The organism is Acinetobacter sp. YZS-X1-1 (assembly GCF_000804305.1).
GTDB classification, from domain to species: domain Bacteria; phylum Pseudomonadota; class Gammaproteobacteria; order Pseudomonadales; family Moraxellaceae; genus Acinetobacter; species Acinetobacter variabilis.
Genome location: NZ_JWHB01000007.1, coordinates 83,928 through 96,344 on the forward strand (window position 1 = coordinate 83,928; position 12,417 = coordinate 96,344).

The 12,417-nt window shown below is 41.9% G+C and carries 7 protein-coding genes and 1 pseudogene; 4 read left to right on the forward strand and 4 right to left on the reverse strand.

Features of this window, described 5'->3' with window-relative positions:
* Positions 1-260 precede the first annotated feature (260 nt).
* A pseudogene (locus RJ01_RS06410) lies at positions 261-566 on the forward strand (endonuclease domain-containing protein); the annotation flags it as partial.
* Between the two features lie 310 nt (positions 567-876).
* Positions 877-1,872, forward strand: coding sequence for an AbiH family protein (locus tag RJ01_RS06415; protein ID WP_034170423.1), 996 nt, complete (start codon positions 877-879; stop codon positions 1,870-1,872).
* A gap of 71 nt (positions 1,873-1,943) precedes the next feature.
* Here RJ01_RS06415 and metH read toward each other — a convergent pair whose 3' ends face one another.
* Positions 1,944-5,630 carry a methionine synthase gene (gene metH / locus RJ01_RS06420; protein ID WP_034170424.1) on the reverse strand — a complete coding sequence of 1,229 codons (3,687 nt, stop codon included), beginning with the start codon at positions 5,628-5,630 and terminating at the stop codon, positions 1,944-1,946.
* A 516-nt stretch (positions 5,631-6,146) separates the two neighbouring features.
* Between metH and RJ01_RS06425 the strand changes: the two genes are divergently transcribed.
* Positions 6,147-7,766, forward strand: coding sequence for an inorganic phosphate transporter (locus tag RJ01_RS06425; RefSeq protein WP_034170425.1), 1,620 nt, complete (start codon positions 6,147-6,149; stop codon positions 7,764-7,766).
* A 448-nt stretch (positions 7,767-8,214) separates the two neighbouring features.
* Here the strand turns inward: RJ01_RS06425 and RJ01_RS06430 are convergent, their stop codons facing one another.
* From RJ01_RS06430 to RJ01_RS06440, 3 genes are all read right to left on the reverse strand, one after another.
* Complete coding sequence (locus tag RJ01_RS06430; RefSeq protein ID WP_034170426.1) at positions 8,215-9,756, reverse strand: hypothetical protein; 1,542 nt, start codon at positions 9,754-9,756, stop codon at positions 8,215-8,217.
* Between the two features lie 167 nt (positions 9,757-9,923).
* Positions 9,924-10,868 carry an ABC transporter substrate-binding protein gene (locus RJ01_RS06435; protein ID WP_034170427.1) on the reverse strand — a complete coding sequence of 315 codons (945 nt, stop codon included), beginning with the start codon at positions 10,866-10,868 and terminating at the stop codon, positions 9,924-9,926.
* Between the two features lie 113 nt (positions 10,869-10,981).
* A complete protein-coding gene (locus tag RJ01_RS06440; RefSeq protein ID WP_034170428.1) occupies positions 10,982-11,599 on the reverse strand; it encodes a rhomboid family intramembrane serine protease in 618 nt (205 codons plus the stop codon).
* Positions 11,600-11,757: 158 nt separating this feature from the next.
* On the opposite strand from RJ01_RS06440, the gene nfuA reads away from it, so the two are divergent.
* Positions 11,758-12,396 carry a Fe-S biogenesis protein NfuA gene (gene nfuA / locus RJ01_RS06445; protein WP_034170429.1) on the forward strand — a complete coding sequence of 213 codons (639 nt, stop codon included), beginning with the start codon at positions 11,758-11,760 and terminating at the stop codon, positions 12,394-12,396.
* Positions 12,397-12,417 lie beyond the last annotated feature (21 nt).

Below are 12,417 nucleotides of genomic sequence, written 5' to 3' on the forward strand. Positions count from 1 at the left end.
AACACCAAGAGTCATTGATTTGGGAGATAAATTTATTGGTTTATTATTCATGAAAGTGATGAATTTTGCAGACTTAAAAGTGTAAAAATGAATAGTTTGGGATTGATGGGTTAGAAAAGGGGCGCATATTTGATAAATTAAATCCCTCCCAACCTCCCTTTTTCAAAGGGAGGGGCTGTCACGTAATTTATTTGTTTCTGTGGAGTCCCCCTCTTTGAAAAAGAAGGGCGAGGGGAGATTAAAAATAAAAGAGAATAAAAATGAAACCCTACAATAAAAACTTAAAGCAAGCCTCGCGTGATTTACGCAACAACCTGACAGATGCTGAAAAGTTATTATGGTCACGACTTCGGAATAAGCAAATTTTAGGTTTGCAGTTTTATAGGCAGAAGCCAATTTTAAATTACATTGTGGATTTTTACTGTCCCGCTGCCAACCTGGTCATTGAATGTGATGGTAGTCAGCACTTTACGGATGAGGGTTTAGAAGCCGATCAAATTCGTGATGAAGCTTTGGCTCAGCTTGGGTTAAAGGTTTTGAAGTTTGATAATGGGCAGGTGATGGGGTAGATTGATGATGTTATGGAAGTGATTTATCGACATTGTTTGAAAGAGCTCTCTAAAGAATCCCCCTAAATCCCCCCCTTTTGCAAAGGTGGACTTCACACGAATTTTATGATAGTTCTGGATTTGTGTTGTTCCTCCCTTTTTAAAGGGAGGCTAGGAGGGATTCAAGCGCTCAATATGGTTTTTCCAATATGACGTTAAATGGTTTATATAAAGATATCTTTTAGGGTAAAATTTATAATAATCTTAATGGAATTTGCTCATCTAAATATAAGCATAATTTTAATTTTTACATAAAGTTGGGGCTACTGTGAATATTGTATATTTGCTAGGAAATGGTTTTGATATAAATCTAGGGATGAAGACCCGATATAATGATTTTTATGAAAATTATCTTAAAAAAGAGTCTAAAAGTACATTGGTTGAAAAGCTTAAATCAAATATTTTTGATAATGTAGTCAACTGGTCTGATTTAGAACTTGCTTTAGGAAAGTATACAACTGAATTTCAGAGTGTCTCAGATTTTGATGAGGTCTATGATGATATAGTAAATAACCTTTGTGATTACTTGGATGAAGAGTCTGCAACGTATGATTTTTCTAGCTTACGACTGGATATTTTTTTAAAGAATCTTTGTTATCCTGAGCTATTTCTTACAGAAGCAGATATTAATGAATTTTTTACATATAAAAAAAAGTGGAGAGTAGAAGATAAAAAAATAAATATTATAAATTTTAACTATACGAAATCCGTTAAAAAAATTATTGAAAAACATAATTTTAATACTCCTATAGAAACTGATGGCTATTCAAAATATTATTTAAAGGAGTTGCTTCATATTCATGGTTTTACTAATGAAAGAACAATTCTAGGTGTTAATGATCTAAGCCAAGTTGGTAATACGAAATTTTATAATGACACTGACTTTATTGAGGCACTAATAAAAATAGAATCTAACTCAAGTCTACGACATAACGTGGATAAAAAAAGTGAACAATTAATTAATCATGCAGATTTGATCTGTATTTTTGGCTGTTCTTTGGGGGAGACTGATAAATATTGGTGGCAACTAATAGCGACTAATTTGAGACGTGGGATTAAAGTGATTATATTCTTTAGAACTGAGGAACAGAATAGAAGATTAGGTCATAAAGTCCTAAGGGTACAAAGAGCAGTAAAAAAACTTTTTTTAGATATGTCCGATTTAAATGAGGAAGATAAAGAAAAATTTGGTCAGAATCTGTATATAAAAATTAATGCTGAAATTTTCCAGTTAACAAAAAATGAACAATCAATAGCATCATAATTATTATAGTCTTAGATATAAAAAATCCCCTCATTTGAGGGGATTTTTTTCTACTCTAAATTAGAGGTTTCTTAAACCACCGAATCATCCAGATTTGGCGCTAACCAACGCTTCGCTTCATCCAACGTCCAACCTTTACGCTTCGCATAATCTTCCAACTGATCGCCAGAGATTTTACCCACGTTAAAGTATTCAGTTTCAGGGTTTGCATAATAGAAACCGCTCACTGATGAAGGTGGCCACATTGCAAAGCTAGAAGTCAGGTAAGTCCCCATCTTCTCAGTCGTACCTAACCAGTCGAACAATGGTGCTTTTTCAGAATGTTCAGGACAAGCAGGATAGCCCGGTGCAGGACGGATGCCGACATACTTCTCTTTGATCAATTCATCATTGTCCAGAGTTTCGTCAGCCTGATAGCCCCAGAACTCTTTACGGATCCGCTGGTGCAGATGCTCAGCAAAAGCTTCGGCAAAACGGTCACCTAAGGCTTGAACCATAATCGCATTATAGTCATCACCTTTGGCTTTATATTCCTGAGACAGCTCTTCCGCACCGAAGATCGAAACGGTAAAGCCGCCAAGGTAATCCTGAGCTACATCTTTCGGTGCAATAAAGTCAGCCAAAGAGTAATTCGTTTTACCAGTGACTTTGTCAGACTGCTGACGTAAGTGCTCGAAGGTATGCGTTACATTGCCAGCTTCATCAGTCACAGCAACCGTATCTGAACCGGTACGATTTGCAGGGTAGATGCTGAACGTTGCACGCGCATCGAAACGTTTATTGTCGATAATATCTTTCAACATCGCTTGCGCTTGTGCATACAGGTCACGTGCTGCTTCACCAACGACTTCATCTTCAAGGATTTTCGGGAATTTGCCCGCAAGACTCCAAGAAATGAAGAACGGTGTCCAGTCAAAGTATTCCACCAAAGTTTCTAAAGGATAATTGATGAACGTCTGTGAACCAATGAAGTTCGGTTTAAATGGTGCATTCTTGTCGAAGTCAATTTTAAAACCATTTTCAACCGATTCAGCATAAGACAGCTTCGCAGCTTTTGGCTGTTTGTTGGCAAGACGGGTACGGATTTTTTCATAATCCGCTGTATAGTCTGCTGCCAGTTTTGGCTTCATTTCTGCAGATAGCAGTTGAGTTGCCACACCTACAGCACGAGATGCATCAGCTGTGTAGTACACGCCATCATTCTGGTATTGAGGGGCAATTTTCACAGCAGTATGTGCTTTAGAAGTCGTCGCGCCACCAATCATCAATGGAATGTTAAAGCCTTTACGCTGCATTTCTTTGGCAACAAACACCATCTCGTCTAGTGAAGGGGTGATCAGGCCAGACAAACCAATGATGTCAACTTTTTCATCAATCGCAGTTTGTAGAATTTTTTCACATGGCACCATGACACCAAGATCGACCACGTCATAACCGTTACAGCCCAGTACCACGCCAACGATGTTCTTACCGATGTCATGTACGTCACCTTTTACGGTCGCCATCAGGATTTTACCTTTGGCTTCGCCTTGGGTTTTTTCTGCTTCGATGTACGGGTTCAACCAAGCCACGGCCTGTTTCATCACACGTGCAGATTTCACTACCTGTGGCAGGAACATTTTACCGGCACCGAACAGGTCACCGACCACGTTCATACCGGCCATTAATGGGCCTTCGATCACATCGAGGGGACGAACGGCTTTCAGACGAGCTTCTTCAGTATCTTGGTCGATATAAGTGGTAATACCTTTAACCAATGCATATTCAAGACGCTTTTCAACCGGTTCATTACGCCATTCAAGGTTTTCTTCAGCTTTTTGCGCGCCACCTTGACCACGGTATTTCTCAGCAATTTCAAGTAATTTTTCAGTGGCTTCGTTGCCGCTTTCACCTTGGTTACGGTTTAGGATTACATCTTCAACGGCTGCTTTCAGTTCTTTGTCGATGTCATCGTAAATTGCCAGCTGACCAGCATTCACGATACCCATGGTTAAGCCTTGCTGGATACCGTAGTACAGGAATACCGCATGGATCGCTTCACGTACCGGCTCATTCCCACGGAAGGAGAAGGATACGTTTGAGATACCACCAGAGATCATCGCATTTGGCAGGTTCTGTTTGATCCAGCCAGTCGCTTCGATAAAATCAACTGCGTAGTTGTTATGTTCTTCGATACCGGTTGCTACCGCAAACACGTTCGGGTCAAAGATGATATCTTCAGACGGGAAGCCAACCTCATTCACCAGCACGTCATAAGAACGCTTACAGATTTCTTTTTTGCGTTCCGCAGTATCAGCCTGACCATTTTCATCAAATGCCATCACGATCACCGCAGCACCGTACTGACGGCAGAGGCGGGCACGTTCTACAAACTCGTCATGACCTTCTTTCAGGGAAATCGAGTTAACAACCGCTTTACCTTGGACGCATTTCAGACCAGCTTCAATGATTTCCCATTTAGAGGAGTCAATCATGATTGGCACACGAGAAATATCAGGTTCAGATGCCACCAGATTCAGGAAGTGCACCATCGCACCTTCTGAATCGAGCATGCCTTCATCCATGTTGATGTCGATGATCTGTGCACCGGCTTCAACCTGTTGACGGGCAACATCTAGCGCTTCAGCAAAGTTTTCTTCTTTGATCAGACGCAGGAATTTTTTCGAACCGGTTACGTTGGTACGTTCACCGACGTTCACAAATAATGAATCTTTGGTAATGTTAAATGGTTCCAAACCACTTAAACGGCACGCTGGTTCAATTTCAGGAACCTGACGCGGCGCAATCCCTTCAACGGCTTGGGCAATTGCGCGGATATGATCAGGTGTCGTGCCACAACAACCACCAGTAATATTGATCAGACCACTTTCCGCAAATTCTTTAATCAATGCTGCGGTCTCTTCCGGAGTTTCATCATAACCACCGAACGCATTTGGCAAGCCGGCATTTGGATGCGCAGAAACAAAAGTATCAGCAACGTCAGATACAGTTTTGACATGTGGACGCATGGCATCTGCACCTAGGGCACAGTTGAAACCAATTGAAATCGGTTCTGCATGACGCATCGAGTTCCAGAACGCTTCCGCAGTTTGACCCGTTAATGTACGGCCAGATGCATCGGTAATCGTACCTGAAATCATGATTGGCAATTCAGTGCCCAGTTCTTCAAACACTTCCTTCACTGCAAAGATCGCAGCTTTGGCATTTAAAGTATCGAACACAGTCTCGATCAGGATGATATCGACACCACCCTCAATCAAGGCCTTGGTTGATTCGATGTAATTCACTTTCAATTCGTCAAAAGTGATATTACGGAAGGCAGGGTCATTTACATTTGGAGAAATAGAAGTGGTTCGTGATGTCGGCCCAATCACACCTGCCACAAAACGTGGTTTTTCCGGGGTTGAGTATTTTGCACAGGCTTCTTTAGCCAGACGCGCTGCTTCACGGTTGATCTCAGGAACCAGATCTTCCATGTGATAATCAGACATTGAAACACGAGTACCATTAAAGGTATTGGTTTCAATAATATCGGCACCAGCTTCAAGATATGCTTCATGAATGCCTTGAATAATCTGTGGCTGAGTCAGCACAAGTAAGTCGTTATTGCCTTTAAGGTCGTATGCCCAATCAGCAAAACGCTCACCACGATAATCGGCTTCTTCCAATTTATGGCGTTGGATCATGGTACCCATCGCACCATCGATAATTAAAATTCTCTTGGCAAGAAGTTCTTTTAGGGTGGCAAGTGTGGACATTCAAACTTTCTCAGTAAGCATCAAAAACGGCAATAATCTTAACAGATTAGTGCGCAGTTTTCTGTAACGCTTATACAGAATGCTGGATATGCTTGATATGAAAATTTGATAAAGAAACTCAAGCCGGTATAGAAAGTTGAAAACAGATGGAAATCTGGAAATTAAAGTTCTTGATAAAAGCGTGCGACTGGAAAATAAAATGTAAGCAGCTTTCATCAGAGTGTCATATAACAAAGCTAATCTTTAATCAAATATGACAGGCTCGGAAATATGACAGCCGGGTAGGAATGATCAGATATATTGCAAAACATGAATAAAGCTGGGCGATTCAAGCGTTTTATTTCTAATAAATAATTGATTATATTTGTATATTTTTAAAATTTAGAGCATGTGGTTACAGGATAAACGGCAACGAGAAAGTCTAAAAAACTGGTTTATATGACAGCACTTTGTCATATAATTGTCACAATTTAACTGAACAATATGGGGATTCTTGAATCCTCTATTCCTGCTTGCATGAATTCTAATCAAACTCCCTTAGGTTCAGCACAACAGTCGCCTTCTGATAAGCCGGCCAATGTTCATGTGCCAACACCGAAATTTTTTATGCCGGTGTTTCTGACTCTAATTATCTCCACGCTGATCTATATCGGCTTCCAATTGACTTCAGATTTAGCTCATGTCCCACCGATCGGTCTGTATTCAATGATTCTTTTAGGCACGGCGTTATTCATTGCGCTGGGCTTTGAATTCGTTAACGGTTTCCACGACACGGCCAATGCGGTTGCGACCGTGATTTATACCAATGCATTGTCTGCACCGGTTGCAGTCATGTGGGCAGGTTTCTGTAATTTCCTTGGGGTAATGGTGGCCAGTGGTGCTGTTGCATACGGAATCATTGCATTATTGCCTGTCGAACTGATCATGAATGTCGGCACAGGTGCCGGTTTTGCCATGGTCTTTGCCATGCTGATCGCTGCGATTCTCTGGAATCTGGGCACCTGGTTTCTTGGCATTCCTGCTTCCAGTTCACATACCCTGATCGGTTCGATTCTGGGTGTAGGCATCATGAACTACCTGCTAAATTCAGGTGGTGGTGCTTCTGGTGTGGATATGGAGCAGGTGCTGAAAGTTGGTAAAGCATTGCTGTTCTCACCTTTGATCGGTTTTGCTTTTGCTGGAGTGCTATTTCTGCTGGTGAAAAAGATCTTCAGAAAGCAGCTTGAACTGTTCAAGCCACCTGAAGGGAACAAGCCACCGCCACCGCTGATTCGTGCCATTCTGATCTTTACCTGTACAGGTGTAAGCTTCGCGCACGGTTCAAACGATGGTCAAAAAGGTATGGGTCTGATCATGCTGATCCTGATCGGCTGTGTACCTTTGGCATATTCACTGAACAAAAATCTGGATGCAGCTCATATCCAGTCTTTTGGCCAGTTGTCTGCGCAAACGGCTGATGCGATTTATCCGCAGCATGAAGATATTCCGGATGAGAAGGCTCGTGCCATCATTACCACATACATTCAAACTAAAGAGTTAAATGCTGAAGTTGTACCAGCATTGGCAAGCTTAACGGATCACTTGGGTGATAAAGTCGGTTCATACACGAACATTAAAGATGTGCCTGAGGCGCAAGTTTCAGAATTCCGTAATGACATGTACTTAAGCACCACAGCGTTTAAACGTCTGGATAAAGCAGAAGCTTTACCTGCGATGACTGCTGCACAGGAAAAAACAGTTGACGAATATCGTGATAACCTGGATTCATTCCTGCAATACATCCCGACTTGGGTAAAAGTAGCAGTTGCTTTAGCACTTGGTCTAGGTACCATGGTAGGCTGGAAACGTATTGTAGTGACTGTAGGTGAGCGTATTGGTAAAGAGCACATGACTTATGGTCAGGGGATGTCTGCGGAGCTGGTAGCCATGTCTACAATTGCGGCTGCTGATGGCTTTGGCATGCCGGTTTCTACCACTCACGTTCTGAACTCTGCGGTTGCAGGTACCATGGTGGCAAATAAGTCTGGCTTGAACTTCAAAATGGTGAAATCGATTCTGTCTGCTTGGGTATTCACCTTGCCAGCAACGATCTGTTTATCAGGTGGTTTGTACTGGATTCTATTGAAAGTGTTCTAAGAAATTCGATGTAAAAAACGCTGCTTAGGCAGCGTTTTTTTATGGGTGCTATAAAAGTTTTAGCCTTAAGAAATAGCGATTTTCTTTCTGAAAATGAGAGACTTCTTATTATCTCATGGCTTTTAGAAATATAAGGGATGTTCCCTCTCCCTATGGGATGAGTAGCATTGCTGCGCAAGGGGGTGAGGGTAATCAGAAGGCTAAAAGTACTTTCAATAGAGAGATTAATAGCTAATTTCAACTAAATGTAAAAAATGAGTATTTCTTAGTCTTACTTTTGAAAGATGAGAAGTGCACTTCGCAAGGTAACAAAAATCTTTTGTTAGGCTGATGATACTTCCTGAGTATCTTTACAAGCACTGCTTGTGAAAGATACGCAAGACAGCCTAACGGCGACATCCATGTCGCCTGACCAATAAAATTGATTTCATCTTTATTTCAGAAAAAATTACTTCTTCAACTTACCCAACAATCCCTTCGGCAGTTTATCCGTTGCAAAACCATAAAGCGCGGCAAATGGTAGAGCAGTACGTGCCAGATAAGCCACACGCCATAAACCGCCATGATTCGCGCCTGACATCATCAATTCAAGTGGGTGATTGAGTTGTACATCAGGATTTGCAACAGACTCAGAGTTGCGTAAGTCATGAATCCACAGGGCTGCCATAATCGCATTAGTGGTTTCAGGTGCAAACGCTTCTACATCAAACAGGCTGGCACCATTAAACGCAGCTTTCAGCAGTGGGTTCTTGGTCACAGAGTAAGTTGTGGTTGAAGGGGCGATATTGATGCTCACTTGCTGCCCGTTGGCACGAGCCAATATTGCACGCCATTGCTGGATGCGCTTAGCCAGTGCATAGTTTGGACCTTGCTCAACCACTAGGCAGTCGCAAACACCGTAAGACTTATCACCAACCTTAAACAGATCCTGCTCATTCTTCTGGAAGAAATGCTTCCGTGAAATCAGTGAAATGCCTTTGGTTAACGTACTTTCCAGTTTCGACAACTGCTGGTATTTGCTTTGTGAAGCCTGAACCACTTCTTCTGGAACTGCATACACATCGGTCGGGGTACACATATACATCAGGCTGGTATTGGCTTTCTGCTCGCTAACATATTTCATAATGGCATCCATCGCCATAGAAACACGGACGTGCTTTTCACCGTCCAGATAAGCAATTGCCGCGAGATCCAGATCCTGTTTGAACTGAATCAGCCATTGGGCAATTTCAGGAATCTGGGTGAGCAGGTTAGCCCCTAGTTTTTCTTTTAAAACTTCCAGTGAAGTATCAGCAGTAAGCGCTTCAACTGATGGTGCATATAAAGTGGCGTTGCCTTGACTTACTGTATCCAGAATTTTGCCCCAGACACGGGTATTCGGCAGGTCAATTGCGACGATATTGGCTTTCCATTTCGACAACCAGGTCAGTGGACCTGCTTCAGAAGCGGCACCAAATAGAACAGTGGTACGATCGGATAGGTCAAACCATTCCGGATGGGCAATACATTCACGTAGCGCATTGGCATGACTAGGTTCGACGATACCACGATCTTCCCAAGACTGGATTTGATCCAGTAATGCTTGTCCTTGCAGCTTTTTGCCATGGTAAGGCACATACCATTCTGGAGCTTTTTCAGACTGGCCTTTCAGCTGGAAAGTATTCAGGTTCTGCGCAGGCAGAGACATCACATCTTTTAGTAGATGCTTCTGGCCATCACGATAAAACTCAAAGCTAGCATGTGCGGTTTCCAGACCTTGCTTGGCAATACTCAATGCTGCACCCGCAGAGCCTAATCCACCTTCAACCAGATGTTTAAAGTGTAGTGGATATTGCTTACGCCAGTTCTTTTCCTGTTGTGCTGCAGTAGCATGTACAGGATCGACTGCGCCTAAGGCTTCAGAAATAATGTTACGGCCGATTTTCGATGTGCTTGGTTTTTGTTGTGAAGCAGAAATGGGAAATTGAAGACCGTCTAGGGAAGTGGACATGCAAAATATCTCGCGACTTACAGCAATTAATATACAGATGTATACATTATCGCTGCTAAGTTGCTTCTTGGGTTGGCATTAAATTCCAGTCTTGAGCGTTAATTTATTACGAGATGTTTCAAGGAAAAAGGAAGCTCGAAACTTCCTTTTTAGTAATGGATTAAAAATTAATTCGCTGTGCCTTTGATCAGTCCTTCCAACATGAAAGCGGTATTGTCCAAACCCGCACCAGTGATGTACCAAGCATCAGCATTCACATAGATCACTTTTTTCTCTGCCAAGGCTTTGGCATTTTTTAGGGCAGGGTGTTTCTGAATATTATCCTGAGCGGTGTATTTCTGGGTATTCACTGCACCACGATCCAGGACAATGATGTAATCCGGATTCTTCTCAACGGCTGTTGTAATACGCTGAACATTTTTCTCCGCTGCTTTCAATGCTTCCGGAGAGTCTACTTCTGGACGGGGTGCATTTGACTGTTCAGAGGGGTCCAATACCGGTTTAAAACCTGCTAATTCATAAACAAAGCCAAAACGGTCATTTTCTGCATGTGGCATAAAATTTTCACCGACTGCAAACAGCATCAGTGCAGTTTTGCCTTCAGTCTGCTTTTTCAGTTGTTGCTGCAGCGTTGCGATTTTACTAAGCTTTTCAGTAGCAATGTTCTCTTTACCAAATGCACGTGCCAAGACATGGGCACGTTCCGTCAGATCGGCAATATATTGGCTAGTATCTGGAGAAAGATCTAAAGTCGGAGCAATACCTTTAACAGCCTCTGCTTTAGAAGCCGAACGGCCACCGACAATAATCAGGTCAGGTTTAGCAGTTTTTAGTACATTGAGATCCGGTTCGAACAGTGAACCAGCTTTGGTGAATTTGCCCTGCTGGTATTTGCTTAAATTGCCTGCAAAGCTTGCTGCAGGCACCAGCTGAGCTTCAAGCCCTAGTGCATTCAAGGTATCCAGTGCAGATAGGTCATATACTGCAATCTTTTTCGGAGCTTTTTTAAGTTGAATATTTTGGTCTTTATAGTCGAAAGTGACCTGTGCAGAAACTGTAAAAGAAGTTGTCAGTCCTAATATTGTGACAAGTGCTAAAGTCTTAAATTTCATGTTTATTCCTCTAAATTCGCGACAAGATTAGCATAATTTATAGAAATGAAAATCATTTTCATATGTGAGTAATTAAAAAAGGGATAATGGCTATCCCTTAATTATTCAAAACTTTAGAAGGGGATTTGAGTCAGTTTATTCAGGAAATGCGAAATAAGTCGTGGTTCCAGAATAATCGTCATCACCACACCATAAGCCGCACCCCATAGATGGGCACTGTGATTGATATTGCTGTTGCCGCGCTTGCCCGACCAGATACTATAGGCCACATATAAAACAGCAAAAATAATCGCAGGGACTGGAATAAAGAACACGAAAATCAGCTTCCATGGTTCAAACAGAATATAAGCGAACAGAACCGCGGATACTGCACCGGAAGCACCCAAGCTGGCCCAGCGCGCATCATTTTTATGTTTCAGATAACTTGGCAAAATCGCTGCAACCAGACCACCAAGATAAAACAGAATAAAGCCCAGATCATATAAATACTGGCGATAAAAACTTTCAATAATGCTGCCGAAAAAGAATAGCGTGATCATATTGAACAATAAATGCGTGCCATCTGCATGGATAAAACCATGGGTAATGAAACGGTCATATTGACCACGTTGCATGGCAGGCGGCCAGAAAATCAGACGATTCATTACCTTTTCTTTTGAAAAAGCAATAAAAGAAACAATACAGGTGATCAGAATAATAGTGACGGTATGATTAAAAGGTAAATCAAGCATATAAGTAATTCTGGTTCTATCTATTTGACAATAATCATGCCATTAAAACAAATCTAAAGTGCGACTTTTATAATAAATCCGACAATTTTGGTTGAATTTTTATAATTACCCCGCATCTTCAGTTAAAATAGCAGCTTCAGCTTGAGGAAATTATTGTTATGTCGACTGAGAACAGCAACACTCCGGTTGCAGAAGAAATTCCAAATCTTTTGATTACACCGACAGCACAAGAGTATTTAAAGGATCTATTGGACAAACAGGATACACCAGGTATTGGCGTACGTGTGTTTGTAGAAAATCCGGGTACACCGCGCGCTGAATGTTGCATGGCTTATAGTGCACCTGATGAGGTTGTACCTACAGACTATAAGCAGGAATATCCAGATTTTCCGGCCTATATAGACTCTCCGTCAATTCCATACTTGCTAGATGCAGTTATTGACTACAATAAAGACCGTTTTGGTGGTCAGCTGACTTTCCGTGCACCAAATTCTAAAGTGCCACGTGTGGGTCCTGATGCCTCTGTAGAAGAACGTATTACATACGTGCTTCAGTCAGAGATCAACCCGGGTCTGGCAGGTCATGGTGGTAACTGTGCACTGGTTGAAGTGGTTGAAGATCCTGAGCATGGCTTAACTGCGATTCTTAAATTTGGTGGTGGTTGCCAAGGCTGTTCAGCAATTGATGTGACTTTAAAACAAGGCGTTGAAACAACCTTGAAACAGCACATTCCTGAGTTGGCACGTGTCGTTGACCAGACTGACCATACCCAAGCTGAAGGTGCTTATTTCAAATAAGTCTCTAATAAAATTTAGCTT

What these genes read in the sequence shown, in the direction of transcription:
- RJ01_RS06430 (WP_034170426.1), bottom strand. Translation starts at nt 9,756, where the DNA reads ATGTCCACTTCCCTAGACGGTCTTCAATTTCCCATTTCTGCTTCACAA.
- RJ01_RS06435 (WP_034170427.1), bottom strand. Translation starts at nt 10,868, where the DNA reads ATGAAATTTAAGACTTTAGCACTTGTCACAATATTAGGACTGACAACT.
- nfuA (WP_034170429.1), top strand. Translation starts at nt 11,758, where the DNA reads ATGTCGACTGAGAACAGCAACACTCCGGTTGCAGAAGAAATTCCAAAT.
- RJ01_RS06440 (WP_034170428.1), bottom strand. Translation starts at nt 11,599, where the DNA reads ATGCTTGATTTACCTTTTAATCATACCGTCACTATTATTCTGATCACC.
- RJ01_RS06425 (WP_034170425.1), top strand. Translation starts at nt 6,147, where the DNA reads ATGAATTCTAATCAAACTCCCTTAGGTTCAGCACAACAGTCGCCTTCT.
- metH (WP_034170424.1), bottom strand. Translation starts at nt 5,630, where the DNA reads ATGTCCACACTTGCCACCCTAAAAGAACTTCTTGCCAAGAGAATTTTA.